At 53.9% G+C, this 23,280-nt stretch carries 18 protein-coding genes; 9 read left to right on the top strand and 9 right to left on the bottom strand.

Annotated elements, in window-relative coordinates; all coding sequences use genetic code 11:
* Positions 1-37: 37 nt before the first annotated feature.
* From BHK98_RS07075 to BHK98_RS07060, 4 genes are all read right to left on the bottom strand, one after another.
* Positions 38-1,834 (bottom strand): [FeFe] hydrogenase, group A, encoded by a 1,797-nt coding sequence (locus BHK98_RS07075; protein ID WP_075712846.1) that lies wholly within the window; start codon positions 1,832-1,834, stop codon positions 38-40.
* Positions 1,828-3,666 (bottom strand): NAD(P)-binding protein, encoded by a 1,839-nt coding sequence (locus tag BHK98_RS07070; RefSeq protein WP_075712844.1) that lies wholly within the window; start codon positions 3,664-3,666, stop codon positions 1,828-1,830. Before BHK98_RS07070 ends, BHK98_RS07075 begins: the two co-directional genes overlap by 7 nt.
* Before the next feature lie 335 nt (positions 3,667-4,001).
* Positions 4,002-4,355: a hypothetical protein gene (locus BHK98_RS07065; protein ID WP_075712842.1), complete on the bottom strand. Its 354-nt coding sequence runs from the start codon at positions 4,353-4,355 to the stop codon at positions 4,002-4,004.
* A 70-nt stretch (positions 4,356-4,425) separates the two neighbouring features.
* Complete coding sequence (locus tag BHK98_RS07060; protein ID WP_075712840.1) at positions 4,426-5,058, bottom strand: helix-turn-helix transcriptional regulator; 633 nt, start codon at positions 5,056-5,058, stop codon at positions 4,426-4,428.
* 54 nt (positions 5,059-5,112) lie between these two features.
* On the opposite strand from BHK98_RS07060, the gene BHK98_RS13525 reads away from it, so the two are divergent.
* Positions 5,113-5,277, top strand: a complete 165-nt coding sequence (locus BHK98_RS13525) for a hypothetical protein (RefSeq protein WP_158024473.1) — start codon at positions 5,113-5,115, stop codon at positions 5,275-5,277.
* Between the two features lie 102 nt (positions 5,278-5,379).
* Here the strand turns inward: BHK98_RS13525 and BHK98_RS07055 are convergent, their stop codons facing one another.
* The 3 genes from BHK98_RS07055 to BHK98_RS07040 form a co-directional block, all read right to left on the bottom strand.
* Entirely contained in the window at positions 5,380-5,595 is a 216-nt protein-coding gene (locus tag BHK98_RS07055; RefSeq protein WP_075712838.1) for a hypothetical protein, read from the bottom strand.
* Between the two features lie 52 nt (positions 5,596-5,647).
* Positions 5,648-6,550, bottom strand: a complete 903-nt coding sequence (locus tag BHK98_RS07050) for a hypothetical protein (protein WP_075712836.1) — start codon at positions 6,548-6,550, stop codon at positions 5,648-5,650.
* A gap of 954 nt (positions 6,551-7,504) precedes the next feature.
* Entirely contained in the window at positions 7,505-8,971 is a 1,467-nt protein-coding gene (locus BHK98_RS07040) for a LuxR family transcriptional regulator (RefSeq protein WP_075712834.1), read from the bottom strand.
* Positions 8,972-9,247: 276 nt separating this feature from the next.
* On the opposite strand from BHK98_RS07040, the gene BHK98_RS07035 reads away from it, so the two are divergent.
* From BHK98_RS07035 to radA, 7 genes are all read left to right on the top strand, one after another.
* Positions 9,248-9,760, top strand: a complete 513-nt coding sequence (locus BHK98_RS07035; protein WP_075712832.1) for a ferritin — start codon at positions 9,248-9,250, stop codon at positions 9,758-9,760.
* Between the two features lie 149 nt (positions 9,761-9,909).
* Positions 9,910-11,133 (top strand): CCA tRNA nucleotidyltransferase, encoded by a 1,224-nt coding sequence (locus tag BHK98_RS07030; protein ID WP_075712830.1) that lies wholly within the window; start codon positions 9,910-9,912, stop codon positions 11,131-11,133.
* Positions 11,134-11,307: 174 nt separating this feature from the next.
* Positions 11,308-12,708 carry an LCP family protein gene (locus BHK98_RS07025; RefSeq protein WP_075712828.1) on the top strand — a complete coding sequence of 467 codons (1,401 nt, stop codon included), beginning with the start codon at positions 11,308-11,310 and terminating at the stop codon, positions 12,706-12,708.
* Between the two features lie 31 nt (positions 12,709-12,739).
* A complete protein-coding gene (locus BHK98_RS07020) occupies positions 12,740-14,404 on the top strand; it encodes a glutamine--tRNA ligase/YqeY domain fusion protein (RefSeq protein ID WP_075712826.1) in 1,665 nt (554 codons plus the stop codon).
* Between the two features lie 76 nt (positions 14,405-14,480).
* Positions 14,481-15,881 (top strand): asparagine--tRNA ligase, encoded by a 1,401-nt coding sequence (gene asnS, locus BHK98_RS07015; protein WP_465250943.1) that lies wholly within the window; start codon positions 14,481-14,483, stop codon positions 15,879-15,881.
* A 319-nt stretch (positions 15,882-16,200) separates the two neighbouring features.
* The gene (locus tag BHK98_RS07010; RefSeq protein WP_075712824.1) at positions 16,201-18,162 is read left to right on the top strand and encodes an elongation factor G; all 1,962 of its coding nucleotides are present in this window, start codon (positions 16,201-16,203) and stop codon (positions 18,160-18,162) included.
* Between the two features lie 103 nt (positions 18,163-18,265).
* The gene (gene radA / locus BHK98_RS07005; protein ID WP_075712822.1) at positions 18,266-19,648 is read left to right on the top strand and encodes a DNA repair protein RadA; all 1,383 of its coding nucleotides are present in this window, start codon (positions 18,266-18,268) and stop codon (positions 19,646-19,648) included.
* A gap of 73 nt (positions 19,649-19,721) precedes the next feature.
* Here the strand turns inward: radA and BHK98_RS07000 are convergent, their stop codons facing one another.
* Both BHK98_RS07000 and BHK98_RS06995 read right to left on the bottom strand, forming a co-directional pair.
* Positions 19,722-21,236 (bottom strand): sensor histidine kinase, encoded by a 1,515-nt coding sequence (locus tag BHK98_RS07000; RefSeq protein WP_075712820.1) that lies wholly within the window; start codon positions 21,234-21,236, stop codon positions 19,722-19,724.
* Positions 21,226-21,903: a response regulator transcription factor gene (locus tag BHK98_RS06995; RefSeq protein ID WP_075712818.1), complete on the bottom strand. Its 678-nt coding sequence runs from the start codon at positions 21,901-21,903 to the stop codon at positions 21,226-21,228. The genes BHK98_RS07000 and BHK98_RS06995 overlap by 11 nt, the downstream gene beginning before the upstream one ends.
* Positions 21,904-22,157: 254 nt before the next feature.
* Here BHK98_RS06995 and BHK98_RS06990 point away from each other — a divergent pair, with 254 nt between their 5' ends.
* Entirely contained in the window at positions 22,158-23,276 is a 1,119-nt protein-coding gene (locus BHK98_RS06990) for a PIN/TRAM domain-containing protein (protein ID WP_075712816.1), read from the top strand.
* Positions 23,277-23,280 lie beyond the last annotated feature (4 nt).

Genomic DNA, 23,280 nt, shown 5'->3' with positions numbered 1-23,280 from the left:
GACCGGTCGTCTCGCCGACCGTCTCGCAGCCGTGCCGCTACACGACGTGGATGTCCGGGGTCTGAGGCTCGCCCTCGTCCGGCATCTGCCAGCTTTCGTGGTCGGTGTGCAGAAGTTTCTCGGCGGCGTCGCTCATGGGTTCGCCCAGGGCCTCGGAATAGAGACGCTGGATGTCGGGGTTTTCGTGGCTGAACCGCATCTGCATGTGCTCGTCCAGATTGCGGAGCACTTTGCCGCGGGTTGCGCCGCGTTCGACGTCGTCACGATGGAAGGGCTGTCCGCCGCCGCCGGCGCAGCCGGTGGGGCAGGCCATGACCTCCACAAAGTCGTATTTCACCTGGCCGCGGAGCAGCGCCTTGCAGAGTCTGTCCGCATTGCGCAGGCCGCTGGTGACGGCGACGCGGATTTTATTGCCGCCGATGGTGTAAGTGGCCTCCTGCCAGGGATATTCGCCCTCCGCGAACTTTTTGCCTGCGTGGACAAAACCGAACGCGCCTGTGGACGGATTTTTGCCGGTGACCATGTAGCTGGCCGTGCGGAGCGCGGCCTCCATGACGCCGCCGGTGGTGCCGAAGATGACGCCGGCTCCGGAATAGTCGCCCATGATGCGGTCAAAGGGCTTTTCCTCGACCTTGTCAGGCGTGATGTCGCTGAGCCGCAGCATACGGATAATTTCCCGGGTCGTCAGAACGTAGTCCACGTCCTTGACGCCATATTCGTCGCGCATGGCAGGAATATCGCACTCCGCCTTCTTCGCGACACAGGGCATCACAGAGATACAGCAGATTTTTTCCGGCCGGACGCCGATGCGTTCCGCAAAATAACTTTTGATGACAGAGCCGAACATCTGCTGCGGGCTTTTGGCGGTGGAGAGCTGGGGCACCAGCTCCGGGTGGCGGCTCTTCAGGAAACGGACCCAGGCCGGGCAGCAGCTGGTGAACATCGGATATTTCTCCAGATCACCCTTCTGCAGCCGGTGCAGAAATTCCGTCGCCTCCTCCATGATGGTTAAATCCGCAGAGAAGCTGGTATCGAACACATAGTCGAAGCCCATCTGCTTCAGAGCTCCGGCGAGCTGGTTGACCGTGGCTTTGTCAGGCGGAAGGTCCAGCGCTTCACCCCAGGCGGTGCGGACCGCCGGAGCGATCTGGACTACCGTCGTGATTTCCGGATCATCCAGTGCGGCCATGACCTTGGTGGCGTCCTTGCGTTCGCGGAGAGCGCCTACCGGACAGTGGACGATGCACTGCCCGCAGAGACTGCACTGAGCTTTGTCGATGGAGCGGTGCTGCGAAACATCTACACGGGTGCGCCCGCCGGTGGACATCAGCTCCCATACGCCCAGCTTCTGAATTTTGTCGCAGACCTGGATACAGCGCATACACTTGATGCACTTGGCCGGATCCCGGATAAGCGGGAAATCCTTGACCCACATCCGGTCCTTGTCGGTGGGCAGGTCGGTGACATACAGGTTTTCAAAGAAATCGTAGTCGTTGGTCAGCTTCTGCAGCTGGCAGGTTCCGCTCCGGTCGCAGAGGGAACAGCGTCCTTCATGCTGCGACATGATCAGCATCAGATTGGTGCGGCACGCGGAACGGACGCGGGCAGAGTTGGTGGTAACCTTCATGCCTTCACGGACGGCCGTGTTGCAGGAGGGGACCAGCGAAAGCTCGCCCTCCACCTCGACGCTGCAGATGCGGCACGCGCCGATATCGTTGATGCCTTTCAGATAGCAGAGATGCGGAATCGAGATTCCCGCGGCCTTTGCCGCCTCCATGATCGTGGTGCCGTCCTCCACGGCGACCGGGAGGCCGTTGATTGTCAGTTTTACCATTGTATTTTCCTCCCTCCTCTGAAGCTTCCGAATCCGAAGTGGTCACAGCGCAGACAGCGTCCGCACTCCTGCTTGACGCCCTGAGGGGTCATTCCGATACTGACAAGATCGAAGTTGCCCTCGATGTTGTCAATCATCTGGCTCGTCAGATTGACGCGGCCGCAGGGAGGATTGTTGGTCATCTGAGGATCCGGAACCTCGACTCCGGATTTGATGACGTGGTTATAGCCCAGGAAATAGTCGATATTGTTTGCCGCCACTTTGCCGGCCGCCACCGCCCGGATGACCGTCGCCGGTCCGGAAACCGCGTCGCCTCCGGCGAACACGTTGCCGCTGCCGGGAACAAAGCTTGAGCTCTCCGCGGCGATGACGCCGTGTTTCAGCTTCAGGCCGCTGCCCTCAAAGGGCTGAGAATGAATGGACTGACCGATGGCGACGATGATGTAGTCGCACTCGATGGGGAAGGCCTTCTCCTCAGCTTTGCGCACGGAGGTGCGGCCGTCCTGGCCGATCAGGGAGATCAGCTGAGGCTGAACCCACAAAGCCTTAGCCCGTTTTGTTTTCTTGTCGAGTTCGATGTGATCCGGCGCAAGAAGCGTGCGGATCTTGACTCCCTCCGCCTGTGCTTCCGCGATTTCCTCCGGAAGCGCGGTCATGTCCGCGATACGGCGGCGGTAAACGCAGGTGACGGAGGATGCGCCCAGTCTGAGCGTGGAGCGGGTCGCGTCCATGGCGACATTTCCGCCGCCTACGACGACGACCTTTTTGCCCTTCAGGTTCGGCGCCTCGTCCTCGCCGATGGCGCGGAGAAGCTCGACAGCGCTGTATACATTAGGGGCGTCCTCGCCCGCAAGCTTCAGTTTTTTGTCATCGTGAGCTCCGATGGACATATAGACTGCGTCGTACTTCGCCTTCAGCTCGTCGATAGACATATCCTCGCCGATATTGGTGTTCAGAATGACGTTGACGCCGGTGTCCAGGATGTACTGGATATCCCGGTCCAGAATGTCGTTGGGCAGCCGGTAGTCGGGGATGCCGTAGCGGAGCATTCCGCCCAGATGATGCCTTTGTTCATAAACGGTCACCTCGTGCCCCATGACAGTGAGGAAGTAAGCCGCGGTCAGTCCTCCCGGACCGCCGCCGATGACCGCCACAGTTTTCCCGGTGGCCGGAGCGCACTGAGGAACCGGAATGTCTCCGGCGTGATCCACAGCGTACCGCTTGATGCCGCAGATATTGACGGAATCATCCACCATCTGGCGGCGGCAGCGTTTCTCGCAGGGATGCTCGCAGACGTAGCCGCAGACAGCGGGGAACGGATTATCCTTGCGGATCAGGCGCACCGCGTCTTTATAGCGACCTGCCTTGACCAGCGAAATATAGCCCGGGACATCGACGTGAGCGGGACATACCGCGGTGCAGGGGATGGCCTGCTCGATGCCGTAGAGACAGCGGCCTCTTTTGATATGCTCTTCCATATCCTTGCGGAAGCCCTGCATCCCCTCAAGCACCATGTTTGCGGCTTCATAGCCGATGGCACAGTCCGCGGACACGCGGATGATGTCGGCGGTTTTTTCGATGAGATCGATGGTTTCCATGTCGCCGGTGCCGTTTCGGATGGTTTCCAGCATTTCAGTCAGATGCCACAGCCCGATTCTGCACGGAGAACATTTGCCGCAGGATTGCGCGTGGCAGATGCGGAGATAGTTCAGCAGCATGTCCACCGGACACAGGCCCAGCGGGCTGGCGCTGATTCTCTTCTTGAAACGTCTGCCGATCTGTTCCAATACCTGCTGACCCTCTTCCGGGGTCTCAATTACAAGTCTTTCCATAAATTAACCTCTGGAATCTCGCAGGAGCACAGATTTTGTGCGCCCGCACAACAAATCAATATATACTTTAACATTACGGCATATATTATATACGCATAGGAAACCCCATACAAGAATAGATAAAAAATTAACGAAATCTGTGCGGGCAGCGCGTTGGCCGTTACGGAATACGGCGAAATCCGCGCTTTCGTCCGGGGGCTTTTCCGGAAACAAAAAAAGGCCGCCGCCTGACCTCTGATCTGCGCTCTTTCAGGCAGAGCGCTTATCGGTTCTGCGGCGGCAGCCTGTATCGCATAATGCCGGTGGAGCAGATGAAACCGTTTCGCTCACCTGTGCTACTGCTGCTCGAATACGAGAGTCATCCCCTGATATTCAACCTTTGCTTTACCCTTTTCCGTCTTCGTGAACTCCATTTCAGAACTGCTGTCCTTCAGCTTGAACCCGTTTTCAGTCTCTTCCCATTTGCCCTTCTCTTTATCTTTTCCGATGGTGGCTCTGACGCTTCCGTCCTTCTCCAATGTGATGGAAAATTCGCCGATGGTTTTGCTGACATCGAGACTGATGCCGCTCATCGTCGCTGTGGTGGCCTTCCATGTGCCGAGGTATTCACTGTCCGCATACTTAGCGCCGCAGGCGGTGAAGAAAAAGACCATGGTGCAGAGCACCAGAACGGGCAGAATCCGGCGCATACGGTATATATCATAATACTGAGGGTGTTGTATAGTACCCGCCGGGTATCCCGAGGGAATCGTCTGAAAATCAGTCGCTTCGTCGCTCCGGTGAACTGTGCGCCTTATGCTGCTGCTGTTCGAAACGGCTTTGGCGGGTCAGCTCGTCCTCCCGGCCGCACCGGAAGAAAAGATCCACATATAGCATCAGTTCTTCCCGCGAGTTGACGCCGAGTTTGCGATAGATGTTCTTGTTATGCTTTTTTACGGTGTTCATGCTGATGAAGGCTTTGCCCGGAATCTCGCTGATTTCGTAGCCGGAAATGTACAGGTCGCAGATATTGCGTTCGGCCGGGGTCAGATCAGATATTCCGGCGAGGAAACGATCCAGTGATTCCTGAAGCTCATGAGGCAGGTGTTCGGCTTCGGTGTTACCGAGGCGGAAGGAGGAGAGGAGCTCACGGCGGTTTGCGTGAGAGATGCCTTCGGTCTGGTGCACAAAGGGCTGCGCAATCATATACAGCAGATCCTGCACGGAGGCGGGGTTTTCGGCAAACCGGATTTCAGATATCTGAACAGAGAGATGGAACTCGCGCCCTTCGCAGCGCCACGGCGCTTCAAACTGCTTTTCGATGCTGCGACAGAGCTCATCACATGCGTCTGCGGCATTTTTTCCGCTGGTCAGAATTACATAGGCTCCGCGTTCGCAGTCATAGAATTTCATCGATTTCGGTCTGGCCGCCTGCTCGAACCATTCCGCGAGCTGAAGCCGAAGTCCGTGGAATATGGAAGAACTCTCCGATGCGATACGAAGCGCATCGGAGAGTTCTTTACGATGACCGCCGCGGTTTCCGTTCTGTATCCGGTAACTTTCGAGGTCAGCAAAAAATGGACGATGCCGATCCGGAACCGGGGAAAATGCGTGGCGATTTATGTTATTTAGTAAACAGCGGCCGATCACTAGGAGTCGGCCGCTCTATTCTCAGATTATCATAGAAAACCCTGATTTACAGAGATTTCTTCACCCCACTCACTCCCACCGCCATTATCCATTCGGGAAGTGCTTTAAAAGTTGAATGGAAGATACTAAAGACGATACTGCTGAAACGATAATCATCAAGAATAAAGGTTCTTCCCAGATTTTTAAAAGGTATATAATTAGTACCGCTATAATAATTATTATTTGCTCGAAAAAGATAGAATAGAACGTTTTCTTTGTTGGCTTTGGAAACAGTCCAAGATTTCCTGCTTTTTTATCCATTCTTAGCCTCCTATCTCAATTTTCTCTTACGTTTTGGCTTTTCTTGCAAATATTACCACTGAACACAACGATACCATGTTTCTTTTTTTGTATCGCCTTTATAATTGATCTTCGTGTACCACGTATATTTAATTTTTGTTACTGTCAAACGTCTCGGTTTGATATAGCCACTTGTGTAGTTTTTATGAGTGTAACTCTTCGTTTTTCCACTAAAGCCTTTTGCTGTAGGCTGCGTATCTAGTAGAAAATTATATAAAACTGTTATTGCTTGTGTTCCAACTATACTACTTCCAAACGCTTTAGAAACGATGCTTACGAAAACTGAAAACGCCACCGTCTTCACCGATTTCGGTAATGTAACAGAATGATTTGCTGTTCCTGTAGAATGCGTATAATTAGCTGCTTTATCATACGGGCATTTTTTTGTCCAATAATGTGTATTATCCGCACTCTTCAACGTACTATCTGTAGAGGATGATTCCTCCAATGCAACCTTTTCTCCATCAATTGTCATAAAGTCAGACGTTAGAACAATATGATTTACGATGTCTCCTTGTTTAATAATTAATGTCGCTGTGTCCTGAGTTTGTTCAACGACTACAATTTCATTTTGGATTCCATCGTAATCAACAGTATATCTTGTTCCCTGTGAGGTTTTCGACCCACTGGCGCTAACGATTTCGCCATTCGCTAAAAATCCGTTCATCGCAAGCATCTTAAAATCCTCTTTAGTTTTCTCATCATCATGATACTCAGAGAATTTAGAGGCCATTGTCTGGTTTTCGTCTTCAATATTGCCCGCCACCCTGCTTGCTTCCAGCAAAACGCTTTCAGAATCACCGGATTCCATCTTGTTTATTTCATCAGCATAACTCATTGGCACAAACATTGAAATAGTCAACGTGATTGAAGCAATCACAGAAACCAGGGCCTTACCCATTCCAAATCTGTTCATTTTCCACTTCCTTTCGTTTGAATTGAAAATTTCAAATCTTTGTTTTCGCTATACTTCATCTAAGCAACTTACCTTGTTCTTTCACTCCCACATTGGTCTCACCTCCCATAAAATCATTCATAAGAACGCTCCGCTCTCATTCATTAGTATTTTTCTGAGGAATTGTATTTTTCAGTCCTTTCCACCTTACTTCCTGCATAGGCCTTAAAAATCCCCTTCACCCGATATTTGTAGCCCTTTGAAACTTTTTGATCCTTCTTTAGCGTTCTGCTGGCGGTATTTCCTGAAGAACTTCAATCTTTTACAGTTCCCCATGAACCTTTTTGATATTTCGGCAAATATAGATGAATCGAAGTTTTGGCGGCCTTCCCGGAAATTCTGATTATTTTTTCGTAGCAGGTTGCAACTCCACCGGAGATTGACAAGGTCACTGTAGTGGAAACGTAATTCGTGGCTTTTTCCTCTTGCTTCGACTCCTCTACCGCGCCCTCACGCCATAAATAAATGTTGATTTTCTCAATACTCAGTTTATATATATCATAATATTCTCTTAACTGTCAAGACATGTGTTACACTTTGAGAAATACTCTTCGACAATTTGATTTGGGCTTTTAAAGTTTAATACGGTCTTTGATGTCTTGTTGTATCTGGCTTCATGTTTGCTCACTTGCCTTCGGAGCTCTTTTTCATTTGTAAATACCTTCCTGCCATATAGGATTTTCCCATCCTCTCTGTGACTTCTCTCAACCTTTCCGTTTTGATACCCGTTTTTTCGTCGAAAACTATTGTATCAAAGTACCTCTCTTTTCTCTTAGTTTTGTAACATATGTTTTATCACATTACACAGTATATATATCATAATACTGAGGGTATTGTATAGTACCCGCCGGGCACTCTGAGGGAATCGTCTGAAAATCAGTCGCTTCGTCGCTCCGGTGAACTGCGCGCCTTATGTTACTGCTGTTCGAAACGGCTTCGACGGGTCAGCTCGTCCTCCCGGCCGCACCGGAAGAAAAGATCCACATATAGCATCAGTTCTTCCCGCGAGTTGACGCAGAGTTTGCGATAGATGTTCTTGTTATGCTTTTTTACGGTGTTCATACTGATGAAGGCTTTGCCCGGAATCTCGCTGATTTCGTAGCCGGAAATGTACAGGTCGCAGATATTGCGTTCGGCCGGGGTCAGATCAGATATTCCGGCGAGGAAACGATCCAGTGATTCCTGAAGCTCATGAGGCAGGTGTTCGGCTTCGGTGTTACCGGGGCGGAAGGAGGAGAGGAGCTCACGGCGGTTTGCGTGAGAGATGCCTTCGGTCTGGTGCACAAAGGGCTGCGCAATCATATACAGCAGATCCTGCACGGAGGCGGGGCTTTCCGCAAACCGGATTTCAGATACCTGGACGGAGAGACGGAACTCGCGCCCTTCGCAGCGCCACGGCGCTTCAAACCGCACTTCGATGCTGCGACAGAGCTCATCACATTCGTCTTCGGTGTTTTTTCCGCTGGTCAGAATTACATAGGCTCCGCGTTCGCAGTCATAGAATTTCATCGATTTCGGTCTGGCCGCCTGCTCGAACCATTCCGCGAGCTGAAGCCGAAGTCCGTGGAATATGGAAGAACTCTCCGATGCGATACGAAGCGCATCAATCTGAGAGATCTTTACGATGACCGCTGCGATTTCCGTTCTGTTCACCAGGCAGTAGGTGAAATCCCGTATCAGGGCGTGCCGGTTCCAGGCCTTTGTTACCGGATTGCGGGATTCGTCCACATTTTCTACCGCAAGCATATATCCGCAGAGACCGAGAGCCTGAAAGAACATCTCAATCAGCTGATGGGGGATCAGGATACTTTGCACCAGCATCGGAATCAGGGAGAGGAGGAGAAGCCACAGAGAGGCTTTTCGCTGTTGTTTTGTCATACGGTCGTGTTTCCATACCACAAAGGAAATGCACAGGACCATGTAAAGGTCTGCGCTGACGTAGAGAAGAATCATCAGAGGACCGTGGACGTAAAGCCCCGCTTCGTCATATCCGAATACGCATCTGAATGTTGGATTCAGAGCAAGAGGCAGTAGAATCATCAGAACTTCCGGCATCCAGAGAAGAGCGTGCTGCCATTTCTTCATCGTCGGAAAGGTGCCCAGCCATACCAGAAGGAAAAGGAAGAAGGCGGCGGACTCACTCGTATGCACGCCCAGAAAAACGTAGTTTGTGAAATCCCTCTCGGCAATGCTGTGTTCAGGGATATAGGAGTTGGCTACGGAACTCCAGACATCAAAGACGACAGAGATGAAGTGCATGACGACAACCAGGAGAAAGAGCCTGTTTGAAAATCTCTCCAGATCCCGTCGGAATACCATAGTATAGAACGCAAACAGCGTAATCACGCCGGCACATATGTCAAAGGAAATGTTGTAAAGCATCGCCAGTGTCCATTCTCTTCTTAACTTCGTCCTCAATGCAGGAGGGGCTGCAGGTTCGCCGGAGAAAACAGGCTCCGTCGGGCTGAGATGCTCCGGGTCTGCGGGTGACGCACAATCTCCTAAGAACAGTTTAAACACTTTTGCTCCGGGAAGCAACAAAGAATTGGATTATGTACGAGGGAATTTACGTCACATTGATTCTCCGCTATGGACGCACAAAGCATTTTGTGATACGATAAAAAGAAATCAAAGCGATGACAGCAGGAGGTGTAGAATATGCTTGATAAGAACGTAAAAGAACTTTTGAACACACAGATTAACAAGGAATTTTATTCCGCCTATCTCTATCTGATGTTTGCGAACTATTATGAGGATGAGGGGCTGAGCGGATTCAACAACTGGTATACGGTTCAGGCGCAGGAGGAGCGTGATCATGCGATGCTGATGCTCCGGTACCTGCAGATGAACGGGGAGTCTATCGTGCTGGAAGCGATTGACAAGCCGGCGGCAGAACTGAAGTGCCACATGGATCCGCTGCAGGAGGCATATAAGCACGAGCAGTATGTGACGGGACTGATTAACAATATCTATAGTGCAGCCTACGATGTGCGTGATTTCCGTACCATGCAGTTCCTGGACTGGTTCGTCAAGGAACAGGTGGAAGAAGAGGATAACGCCAGCAATCTCATTAAGAAGATGGAAATGTTCGGCACGGATGCCAAGGGACTGTATATGCTGGATCAGGAACTGGCCGGCAGAGTTTACGCCGCGCCGTCACTGGTTCTGTAAGAAACGCCGGAACCGATTGCGACTGTCGGACGGTCGTGATTCACGGTGCCGGGGGCAGGCAGCGGCCGCGGCATGGAAGCCGCACGGAGCCTGCGGCAGTTTTGAACAACGAGTTTGCCGTCCCGCACGGGGCGGCATTTTTAGAGAGTATGGGAATTCAGGTACCGGAAAAAGTGAATTATGTTCTGCGGACGCTCCATGAACACGGTCATGAGGCTTTTGTGGTAGGGGGATGCGTGAGGGACAGTCTCCTGAACAAAACCCCCGCCGACTGGGATGTCACCACATCCGCGATGCCTTCAGAGGTGAAAGAGTGCTTTGCACACACAGCGGACACCGGCATTCAGCACGGCACTGTCAGTGTGATTGTTGAGCATGAACCTGTGGAGGTGACGACTTACCGCGTCGATGGAACCTATTCTGACGGACGTCATCCTGACACGGTCCGGTTCACCCGCAGTCTGGAGGAGGATCTGGCGCGCCGGGATTTCACCATCAACGCGATGGCCTACAATGAAGAGACCGGTCTGCAGGATCCCTGCGGCGGCAGAACCGATCTGCGGAACGGGGTAATCCGGTGTGTCGGGGCGCCGGAGCAGCGTTTCAGTGAGGATGCTCTGCGGATTCTGCGGGCGCTGCGCTTTACGTCGGTACTGGGGTTTTCCGTTGAACAAAACACTGAATCGGCAATATACGATCTGGCTGACCGCGTCCGGATGGTGGCTGTGGAACGTATTAATGCGGAGTTCAGCAGGCTGATTCTGGGACAGCGCGCGGATCTGGTTCTGACCCGGTACAGGGGAGTGCTGAGCCGGGCGACAGGGCTGCGGATTCCGGCGGTGAATGATCTGGACCGGCTGCCGGCTTCGGTTCCTGTGCGTCTGGCGTCTATAGCGGATGCGGATCCGAAACTTCTGAAATATGATAATCGGACGGTTCGTCTTGTGAGAGATATCCGGGGTGTGCTTCTGGCGCTGGAAGAGTTCTCCGGCGGCAGCGGAGAAAACAGCGCGGGCGCCTGCGGCGCCGGCCGGGCGATGCCTTTGTACAAAAAAGAGAACCGGAGCGGCGAAGGCACGGAGCCCGCACGCGTACAGCTCCGACGTCTGCTTCGCATGTTTGGCGAGGATGCGGTCCGGGGCGCACTGGAAATCCGGGGAGACGGTACGGCGCTGCTGGAGAGGATTCTGACAGACGGCGACTGTTTCAGCCTCAGGCAGCTTGCGGTGACAGGATGCGATCTGGGACTTCCGCCGGGGCCGGAGGTGGGAAAACGACTGAACCGTCTGCTGGATGCGGTGATCGAGGGGGAGCTTCCCAATGAGCGAGAGCTGCTGCTGCGCCGGAATGCGGCCTGGACAAATGAAGGGTGAACAGTGTCAGGCGAGTTGACCGCCCTGTATGAGTGCCTCGGGGGTATTTGCTTCGCCGCGATTTTTCGCTTTACTATGACGCGAGGATGCGCTTTCTGAAGCGGCTTTTTCCGGCTGATTTTCCCTTCCGTAATATTTGCAAATGCAATCCCTGTATGGTATTATAATTTAGTTATGAGCAGAAAAACAAGGGATTTAGATAACGCGCGCTATAGTCCGGAGCTGATCCGGAAATACGAGAATCCGGAATATGCCCGCCGGGCAGAAGAATATGAGCGTCAGGCCCGTGCAGAAAAAGGGGGAAGGCACGGGCGGCAGAGGACCTCGCGCCGGGCGGAAAGTCAACGGAACTATAGTTATGATGAGGGATATTACGATTCGCGGAATTCCCAGAGTGACCCGGCTCGCTATCAGGAGCAGGGCTATTCGTATGAGGATTATCTGGCAGCCCGGGGAGAATCCCGGCAGGGAAAACACGGAGCATCCCGCCGCGCCGGACGGGGAAGCCGGAGGCAGCCCGAAGCGTCGAGGCCCCGGAAACGACATCGCTTCCATCTGGGCCGGCTGATCCGCAACATCATTATTCTGGTGCTGATTCTGGCAGTCGCTTTGTTCGCGTATATACTTTCGCTGACAAAGAACCTGGATCATGTTGATACCAGCGGAAAGAATTTTGCAATTAACGATCAGGTGGCTTCAGATCTGAAAGGATACCGCAACATCGCGATCCTGGGTTCGGATGCCAGGAGAGGGGAAAGCTACACGGGGAGCCGCACAGACGCCATTATCATCCTCAGCATCAAGAGAACCACCGGGGAAACACGCATGATTTCCGTGATGAGGGACTCCTATCTGAAGATCCGGGACGGAAGCGGAAACCTTATGCTCGACAAGGTGACGCACGCACACGCATACGGGGGAGGAGTGGATACCATCAGTTCCCTGAACCGGAACCTGGATCTGAATATCCGGGAATATGTGGTGTTCAACTGGCAGGCCGTGGCGGACACAGTGGATACCCTGGGCGGCATCGAGGTGGATGTCAAGAAGAATGAGATTGCGGATCTCAACAAATGGGGACCGGAAACGGGACGTAACGTAGGAAGCAAATATCATAAGATTACCCATACAGGCGTGCAGACGCTGGACGGCGTGCAGGCGACGACCTACTGCCGGATCCGTAAGACATCAGGTGGCGATACGGGGCGTGCGCAGAGATACAAAAAGATAATGAGCGCAGTGCTGAAGAAGGCCGCTTCCTCGCCGACAAAGCTTTCAACGCTTTCGAAGGAGGTAATGCCGGAGATTCGGACAAATATGACGCAGACGCAGCTGGCGACGCTGATGCTGCGCGCTCCCATGATGGACATGCAGAAGAGTATCAGCTGGCCGAAGAGTTATTACGGCGGCATCGTAAACGGCGTCTGGTATGCGATTCCGACGACGCTGAACACCAACGTCAAGAGACTGCACCGGCAGGCCTTCGGACAGACGGACTATGTTCCGAGCGCGACCTGCCGTGCGATCAGCGATGAGATAGTTTCCCAGACGGGAGTCTCCTACGGCAACAATTAGCCTGCAGACAACTAACTGAACGGAGAAGAAAATGAGCGAGAAAACAAATGAAAACAGGTCTTTGAATTTTATCCATCAGATTATTGAAAAGGATATCGAGGAGGGCACCTACGGCGGAGAGGTGTATACCCGTTTTCCGCCGGAACCCAACGGCTACCTTCATATCGGCCACGCCAAATCCATCTGCCTGAACTTTACCACCGCACAGAAATACGGAGGCAGGACAAATCTCCGGTACGACGATACTAATCCGGTGAAGGAGGACATGGAGTACGTGGATTCCATCGAGGAAGACGTTAAGTGGCTCGGGTTCACATGGGACAAACGCCTGTGGGCCTCGGATTATTTCGACACCATGTATGAGGCGGCGATGGAACTGATTCGCAAGGGCCTGGCTTATGTGGACGACCTGAGTCCCGACCAGATCCGGGAATATCGGGGAACGCTGAAGGAGCCCGGAAAGGAGAGCCCCTGCAGGAGCCAGAGCGCAGAAGAGGCGGCGGATCTGTTTGAGCGTATGCGCGCCGGAGAATTTGCCGACGGCGAACGGGTTCTGCGGGCGAAAATCGATATGGCGTCTCCTAATATCAATATGAGGGATCCCGTCATTTACAGAATCGCCCATACGTCTCATCATAACACCGGGGACAAATGGTGCATTTATCCCATGTACGATTTCGCGCACCCCATCGAGGACGCCATCGAAGGAATCACCCATTCCATCTGCACCCTGGAATTTGAGGATCACAGGCCGCTCTACGACTGGGTTCTGAAGAACGTCGGGTTCTGGCCGCATCCGCCGAAGCAGATTGAATTCGCCAGACTGAATCTGACCAATACAGTGATGAGCAAGCGCCTGCTGAAGGCTCTTGTGGACGACGGCACTGTGGAGGGCTGGGATGACCCCCGGATGCCGACGATCGCGGGTCTCAGGCGGAGGGGCTATACGCCGCAGGCCATCCGGACCTTCTGCGATGAGATCGGCGTGGCCAAGAGCAACAGCACGATTGATATCGCCATGTTGGAGCACTTTGTCAGAGATGACCTGAAGGACAAAGTCGAGAACCGGAATGTAGTTGAGGACCCCATTAAGGTGGTCATCACCAACTATCCGGAGGACAGAACGGAAATGGTCGAGGTGGAGAACAACAGGAACGTGCCTGAGATGGGAAACCGTGAGATTCCGTTCTCCCGGGAGATATACATCGACGGAGCGGATTTTATGGAGGTTCCGGTGAAGAAATATTTCCGCCTGTTCCCCGGAAACGAAGTCCGGGTGAAGGGCGCCTATTTCATCAAATGTGAGGACGTCATTAAAAATCCCGACGGGACCGTAAAGGAGCTGCACTGCACATACGATCCGCAGACCCGCTCGGGAAACGGATTCGAGGGGCGGAAAGTAAAGGGGACGATTCACTTTGTAGACGCCGCCACGGCAGTGCCCGTCCGGGTCCGGAACTACAATTACCTGTATATTGAAAATGAACAGGGCGAACAGGTCCTGAACCCCGACTCGGTGGAAGAGAAGATATGCTATGCGGAACCGTCCCTTGCAGAGGCAAAGCCCGGCGAGCGGTTCCAGTTCTTCCGCCACGGATACTACATCGCGGATGAGAAGCTGACGAACGACAGGGAGAAGGTCTTCAATCGGATCGTTGACCTGAAGAGCTCCTTCAAGCCGAAGAAAAACAGATGAAGAAAAACAGGTAAGGGACAGGAAACTACTGAAACACACAATTTGTATTTGACAACGTGAGGAGGAAGATCCGGAAATGGAAATCAGAGATATTGAGTTGAAAGAGCTTCAGCAGCATGCTGAACAGTATGCGGACCGGGAGATCACGGTGAGAGGCTGGGTGCGCCAGAACCGCAGCTCCAACCGGTTCGGGTTCATCGCCCTTAATGACGGAACCTGCTTCAGCCCGGTTCAGATCGTCTATGAGGCGGAGGAGCTCGGCAATTTCGAAGAGATCGCCAGGGCGCCTCTCTCCGCCGGGATTCTGGTGAAGGGACGTCTCCTGCTGACGCCGCAGGCCAAGCAGCCCTTCGAGATTCATGCGGAGGAGGTTACGATTGAGGCGGATTCCGCTGCGGATTATCCTTTGCAGAACAAAAGACATTCCATGGAATTTCTCCGGGAGATCGCTCATCTGAGGCCGAGAGCCAATACCTTTCAGGCAGTCTTTCGCGTGCGTTCCCTGGTCGCCTACGCGATTCATCAGTTCTTCCAGGAGAGAGGGTTTGTATACGTCCACACGCCGATTATCACCGGAAGCGATGCGGAGGGCGCCGGCGAGATGTTCCAGCTCACCACGCTGGATCTGAACGACCTGCCCCGGACAGAGGACGGGAGCATCGACTATTCAAAAGACTTTTTCGGCAAGGAGTGCAATCTGACGGTCAGCGGTCAGCTGGAGGCGGAGATCTTCGCTCTGGCGTTCCGCAACGTCTATACCTTCGGTCCGACCTTCCGCGCTGAAAATTCCAACACGGCCCGCCACGCCTCCGAGTTCTGGATGATCGAGCCGGAGATTGCCTTCGCGGATCTTGCGGACGATATGGCGCTGGCGGAGGATATGGTGAAATATATCATCAATTACGTGCTGGAGCATGCTCCGGATGAGATGGAATTCTTCAACCGCTTTATCGACAAAGGTCTGCTGGACCGGCTTCAGCACGTGGCCGGCTCAGAGTTTGAGCGGGTCACTTACACCAGGGCAGTGGAAATTCTTCAGAACTGCGGTGAGAAATTCCAGTACCCGGTGGAGTGGGGCATCGATCTGCAGACGGAGCATGAACGCTACCTGACGGAGACCGTTTTCAAGAAACCGATCTTCGTTACAGATTATCCGAAGGACATCAAGGCGTTCTACATGCGCCTGAACGACGACGGAAAGACGGTCGCCGCATGCGATATGCTTGTGCCGGGCGTTGGCGAGATTATCGGCGGCTCTCAGCGTGAGGAGCGGCTGGATGTGCTGCAGGCGAGGATGAAAGAGCTGGGACTCAGCGAGAAGGATTACTGGTGGTATCTGGAGCTGAGAAAATACGGCGGCGTTAAGCACGCCGGCTACGGCCTGGGCTTCGAGCGGATTATCATGTACATCACGGGAATGAGCAACATCCGCGACGTGCTCCCGTTCCCGAGAACGCCCAAGACTGCAGAATTCTAGACGTCGGCAGAGCCGGCAGAACCGGCAAGGCCGGCACAGTATTGCGAAAAAAAGAGGCTGCTGCACGAACGATGAATAATCGTCCGATGCAGAGCCTCTTTAAGTTTACGCTGAATTCAGTCATACTGCTGCAGAGACGACATCAGGCAGCCTGAGACTGCCGTTTCTGGGGTATATATGGCAAATTGCGGCAGGCGTATACCCTGGAATATCTGACTATTCAAAAAGCCATTGTACAGAGGACACATTTATGTTAGAATATTTTTGTTGACTGAAACGGCGGGAGCTCCGCCGAATAATATGTACGAGGAGGTCTTATATGAAAGGCTATACGAGCGAAACCATTAGAAACGTCGCCCTGCTGGGTCACGGCGGATGCGGGAAAACCACTTTCCTTGAAGCTGCGCTTTATGAGACGGGAGTCATCAAGAAGCTCGGCAAGGTCGAGGACGGGAACACTGTATCCGACTATGACAAGATGGAAGTCGAAAAGGGCTTTTCCATCAACACCTCGGTCGTTCCGATCGAGTGGAAGGGCAGCAAGATTAATTTCATAGATACGCCGGGATATTTCGACTTCATCGGCGAGGTCAACGCGGCGCTGCGAGCTGCGGAAGCCGCCGTAATCATGGTGGACGCGGGCTCCGGAATCCAGGTGGGTACGGAAGCGGCCTGGAAGGCCTGCGAGCGTTACAGCACGCCGAGATTCATCGTCATCAATAAGAGAGACAAAGACGAATTCGATTTCTACAAGACCTTCGGCGAGCTGAAGGAAAAGTTCGGGGACGCGCTGATTCCGCTGAGCTGGCCTTTGTCCGCGGAAATCGATGAAGATCTGAAGGAGGCCATCGCCTCGGCGGACGAGGAGCTGATGGAGAAATATTTTGAAGGCGAGGACTTTACAGATGAGGAAATCAAGAACGGTATGGTCAAGGGCATTTCCGAAGGCGTGATCGTTCCGGTCTGCTCCTCTGCCTTTGAGCTGGGACAGGGCGTTGAAGGTCTTCTGGATCTGCTGCTGACCTACGTTCCCACGCCGCTTCAGCACGGTGCGTATAAAGGCTTTAACGACAACAACGAGCCGGTGGAAAGAATGTGCGTCACCGACGCGCCCATGTCGGCCTTTGTATTCAAGACAATCGTCGACCCGTTCGTCGGCAAGATCTCAATTATGAAGGTCGTGACGGGCAAGATGGAATCCGGCACCGAGGTATATAACGAGAGAGCGGGGAAATCCGAGAAGCTGGGCAAGCTGTTCTTCCTGAGAGGAAAAGAGCAGACGGAGCTGAATTATGCGGAGGCGGGCGACATCTGCGCCGTCGCCAAGCTGCAGTACACTAAATCGGGCGATACCCTTTGTGACAAGAGCGACATCATCCGCTACCTGCCGCTGGATTATCCGTCGCCGACATATTTCATCGCCATCGAGGCGGAGGACAAGAACGACGAGGAGAAGATGGGCACCGGTCTCGCCAGACTGCGTGAGGAAGACCCCTCCTTCGTGGTGGAAAGAAACCCTGAGACTCATCAGACGCTGCTGGGCGGGCAGGGCGACATGCAGCTGAACATCATCATGGCCAAGCTGAAGGATCGTTTCGGCGTTTCCGTCCGGACCGTTCCGCAGAAGATCGCATACAGAGAGACCATCAAGGGCAGTTCCGACGTGCAGGGCAAGCACAAAAAACAGTCCGGCGGAGCCGGTCAGTACGGCGATGTCCATATCCGGTTCTCTCCGTCGCAGGAGCCCGGCCTGGAGTTTTCAGAGGAGTTGTTCGGCGGTTCGGTGCCGAAGAATTACGTTCCCGCCGTCGAAAAGGGACTGCAGGAATGCATGGAGAAGGGTCCGCTCGCCGGCTGCAAATGCGTGAACATCAAGGCGGTGCTGTACGACGGCTCGTACCATGAAGTGGATTCCAACGAGGTCTCCTTCAAGCTGGCGGCGGCGCTGGCCTTCAAGAAGGGCATCGTTGAAGCAAATCCGTGCCTGCTGGAGCCGATCATGCATCTGGATATCTATGTTCCGGACGACTACATGGGCGATGTCATGGGCGACATGAACAAACGCCGCGGAAAGATTCTGGGAATGGAACCGCAGAGCAACGGCGAACAGAAGCTGCTGGCAGAGGCGCCTCAGTCCGAGCTTTTCGACTATGCGCTGGGACTGCGCTCCATGACGCAGGGCAGAGGAACCTTCGAGATGAAGTTCGACCGTTATCAGGAGGTGCCGAAGGCTCTCGCAGAGAAGATTATCGCGGAGCATCAGGCCGAGAATGAGAAATAATAGACCGATATCACAAAGGAAACCATCAGAGACAAGCATTTCACGATGCTTGTCTTTTGGTTCGCGCGCTGAGGGCGCGCTCTAAAGGGAGAAGAGTGACAACATGGCGAAAAAAGCGAAAACGGTATTCGTCTGCCAGGAATGCGGTTATGAAAGCCCCAAATGGATGGGGCGGTGTATCTGCGGCGCATGGGATTCCATGGTGGAGGAGAAAATTCAGGAGCTTCCGGAGAGAGATTCCCGGCGCAGAGGAAGTGCAGGCGCGGGAGCAGCTTCGCCTTCGCCTCTGACAAAGGTGGGTTCGGCGGATTATCAGCGTATCGACACGGGAATCGGCGAGCTGAACCGAGTCCTCGGCGGCGGTCTGGTGAAGGGCTCGCTGACGCTGATCAGCGGTGAACCCGGAATCGGCAAGTCGACCCTGATTATTCAGGCGGCCGCCAATATCGCGGAAAAAGGGGCGCCGGTGCTGTATGTATCCGGCGAGGAGTCTGAGGAGCAGATTAAAATGCGGGCGGACCGCGTCTGCCCGGAGATGAGCGACTCTCTGCTGGTGCTGGCGGAAACGAATATGGAAAATATCATCGCTGCCTGCGAGAACATCCGGCCGGGATTTCTGATTATCGATTCCATCCAGACTATGTACACACAGGAGCTGGATTCCGTACCCGGAAGCGTTTCTCAGGTCCGGGCCTGCGGGAACCTTCTGATGAAGATCGGAAAGAGCGACAGCATTCCTGTTTTCATCGTCGCGCACGTCACCAAGAGCGGAGAACTGGCAGGCCCCAAGATTGTGGAGCATCTGGTGGACTGCGTTCTGAATTTCTCCGGAGAGAGGGATCACGAGATCCGTATCCTGCGGGCGTACAAAAACCGGTTCGGCACGACCAGCGAAATCGGGGCTTTTCAGATGGAAAGCGGCGGCCTGAGAGAGATACAGAATCTGTCCGGCAGTTTCCTGGAAAGTACAGAGGAAAAGACGGAGGGTTCTGTCGTCACGGCGGTTTATGAGGGAAGCCGTCCGGTGTTTCTGGAAATCCAGGCCTTGACCACGCCGGCGAATATCGGTTTTGCGCGTCGTACTGCAGTGGGGATCGACCATCAGCGGCTTTCGATGATTCTGGCCGTTCTGGAAAAAAAGCTGGGACTTCGGATGATTGATCAGGATGTCTATGTCAACGTGGTGGGCGGACTGCGGCCGGACAGCACATCGGTGGATCTGGGCGTGGCTCTGGCGGTGTACTCTTCGCTGAGGGGCGTGACCTGCCGCAGGAGGACTGTCGCCATCGGAGAGGTGGGGCTGACCGGTGATCTGCGTTCCGTATCCGCTGCGGAGAAAATCGCGCTGGAGGCTGACCGGCTGGGCTACGAACAGATTATTATGCCTGCCCGGAACGCCGGACGGATGAAGCGAGGAGAAGCCGGACGCTGCCGGATCTCCGGCGTCCGATCGCTGTCGGAAGCGGTTCGGGCGTTCGGAGAATGAAAAAAACCGGGATACACCTGATTGCGAAATGGATTCAGGTATATCCCGGTAACTGCGTCGGACCGGCCGGCGGTTATCGCCGGTCGTTTAATGTCGGCCCTGCGGGGGCGGATTGTCTGGACTTGTCCAGAGGCAGTTCGAACCAGAAGGTACTGCCTTTGCCCAGTGTCGATTCCACATCGAACCGGGCTTTGTGCAGGACGAGAATCTCCTTGACGATGGAGAGCCCCAGACCGCTGCCCTCGGTGGAACGGACGTGGTGGGTGCTGGATTTGTAGTAGCGTTCCCATACGTGAGGGAGCTCATCGGGAGCGATGCCCTGTCCGTGATCGGTGACGGAGAAGCGGGCGTATTTTCCGTTCCTGCGCAGTTTGATCAGCACGACCTTGTCTTTGCCGCAGTATTTGATGGCGTTGTTTACCAGGTTGTTGATAACCTGCTTGATCTTGGCCTCGTCGCCGTGGATCAGGAAGGGGCCGCCTTCACATTTGAACCGGATGTGATAACCGTCGCTCTCCCGGAGAATATCGTAGGAGGCCACCAGAGATTCCGCTGTCTCCTGCAGGTCGAAGTGACTCATGTCGAGGACTACCTTACGCGACTGCATCCGCGACAGATTCAGCATATCGTTGACCAGATTGTTCAGGCGGTCGGTCTCCTCAATGATGACGCTGAGATGAGCGTTCCGCTTGGGCGGATTGTCCCCGGACAGATCCCTGATCATCTCCGCATAGGATTTGATCATGGTCAGCGGCGTCCGCAGATCGTGGGAAACGTTGGCGATAAGATCCTTTTGATACATATCGGTTTTTTCCAGTTCGCCCTCCGCACGGGTCAGCGTCTCTGCCAGCTCGTTGATTTCGGAATACTGTCCGCCGCGGAATTTGACGCTGTAATCGCCCTTTCCCATCTTCGCCGCGGAGCTGGTGATGGCCTTGATCGGGCGGGATATGCGGTTGGAGAGATAGAGTGCCAGTGCCAGTGCCAGGATGATGGAGATAATCGTGATGTAGACGAGCTGGGAGCGCAGGATCAGCACGGTGGACCTTACCGGCACCAGAGGCGCGAAGATATACATGGCGTATGCGTTTTCGCCGCTGGAATCCTTGAGGTAGCTGGCGTACCCGATGATCTGGCGCTTTGAGGAGTGAGAGGAGCTCGCCTCCAGCGTCGCCTTGTCCAGCGGGCTGTGGGAGAGCCGTGTGTTGAGCTCTGCCAGCTCCTTGGAATAGCGCATAGAGAGTCCGGGGGTTTCCTCGCTCTGCTCGTCGGAATCCTGCTGAATCAGAAATTCGCCGCTGCTGAGATCGATGACGTAGATCGACAGATCGTTGCTGGCCGACTCTGCGGCGATTTTTTTCTTCAGCGTTGCGGAGTCGTATTCGCTCGCGACAAAGGTCTCCTGGATATCGCTGAAGATCTCAGTGGTCTGCGCCTTCTTCATTCCAGCATAGTAGGTGTTCAGGAAGAAGATCTGCAGACACCAGATCAGCAGGATTAAAATCAGCGCGAACCCGATGAATGCGATCCACAGCCGGAATTTAATGCTTTTAAAATCAAATTTTTTTCTGAAAAGATTATTCGTCATATTCAAATTTGTAGCCGACGCCTCTCAGGGTGACGATATAGTCACGGTAGGGACCCAGAGCGTTCCGCAGGTTCTTGATGTGGGTGTCGATGGTTCTGTCATCGCCGAAAAAGTCGTAGCCCCAGATGTCGGAAAGCAGCTTGTCTCTGGACAGGGCGATGTTGCGGTTTTCGATCAGGTAGAAGAGGAGGTCGTACTCCTTGGGCGTGAGCTCGATACGCTCCCCGTCGACGGAGACGGTACGGGCTGCGATGTTGATTTCCAGACCGCCGAATTTCAGCACGTCGCTCCTGGTCTGGGGCGCTGCGTTTCTGCGGGCCAGCACCACGTTGATGCGCGCCATCAGCTCCTTGGGGCTGAAGGGTTTCACCACATAGTCGTCGATGCCCAGCTCAAAGCCGAAAAGCTTGTCATACTCTTCGCCGCGTGCGGAGAGCATGATGACGGGGACATCCTTGATCTTTTTTATCTCCTTGCATGCGGAGAATCCGTCCAGCTTCGGCATCATGATGTCGAGGATGACCAGATCGTAATCGTTGAGTTTGACCAGACCCACCGCGCTCATTCCGTCGGCCGCCTCGGTGACCTCGTAACCGTTGAATTCAGCGTATTCCCGGATGACCTCACGGATTTTCGGTTCGTCGTCCACAACAAGTAGCTTATACATAAGAGTTCCTCCTCCTGCTTCCAAAATCATTCTTTGCTCTATACTATATTTCATGTGTGTATTTCTGATGAATACTACATAATGATTCTATCATAAAAGGACTGAAATTTAAAGTCGCGACCCGTTCGCACCCTTGACGCTTCGAGGTGGCATGGATTATACTATCTATTATCGGGAGCTGCGTGCGCAGAAAACCGGCCGAACCGTGTTCTGCCGCTGCGGAAACCGAAATCGGGGGGGAAGGAGGAAGAGATATGCTCAAAAAATTGTTTCGAGGACTGGTGACGATATTCGGCGCCATTTTTGGCTATGCCGTCTGCGCTCTGATTAAATTCGCCATGAACAGTACGGGCCAGAATGTGGACCGGATGTTCACGGACACGCAGCAGATAGGTATCGCCGTCGTATTCGCCATTATTTTCGCCCTTTTATTCTTCAAGCTGGCGCCCTCTTTCGGGCGGCAGGGAAGCAAAGTCGCAAGCAACATCGAGCATGACCTTCAGGGCGTCTCCGGCAACAGAATTTTCGCCGGTGCCGTCGGTCTGATCATGGGGCTTCTGATCGCTTTTCTGCTGACGCAGATGTTCACCTTTATCGTTAACAAATATGTGTACGCAGTGATTGTGATCATCGCCTACGGCGTGTTCGGGTTCCTGGGCGTGGTAATCGCGTCCAGCAAGGGATCAGAGCTGTATTCCAGCGCGCTGCTTGCCCGCAGGACGCAGCAGGAGCAGCCGGCGAAGCAGAGCCGGGGACGGAAGAAAAGCGCGGAGATACCCAAGATTCTGGACACCAGCGTAATCATCGACGGACGGATCGCGGATATTCTGAGCACCGGATTTCTGGAAGGACCCATCGTGATACCGGAGTTCGTTCTGGTGGAACTGCGCCATATCGCGGATTCGTCGGATTCGCTGAAACGGGTGCGGGGCAGGCGCGGTCTGGATATTCTGAAGAAGATTCAGACGGAATACGGCGTGGAGATCTATAATACCGACAGCGAGAAGTCGCTGAAGGAGATTCCGGAAGTGGATGTGAAGCTGCTGAAGCTGGCGCAGATCATGAACGGCAAGGTCGTGACGAACGATTACAATCTGAACAAGGTGGCGGCGATTAACGATGTGGGAGTGCTGAACATCAACAAGCTTGCGAACTGTCTGAAACCGGTGGTTCTGCCGGGTGAGGAGATGACCGTGGATCTGGTGAAGCAGGGCAAGGATCCTCATCAGGGAATCGGCTATCTGGACGACGGCACTATGATCGTGGCGGAAGACGGGCGGAGAATGATCGGCAAAACGGCGAAGATTCGCGTAACCAGCGTGCTGCAGACGTCGGCGGGAAGAATGATCTTCGGCCGGCTGAAAAACGGCTGACGAA

Source organism: Hornefia porci, from assembly GCF_001940235.1.
Classification (GTDB): domain Bacteria; phylum Bacillota; class Clostridia; order Peptostreptococcales; family Anaerovoracaceae; genus Aminicella; species Aminicella porci.
This window is presented reverse-complemented; position numbering and strand designations above follow the sequence as displayed.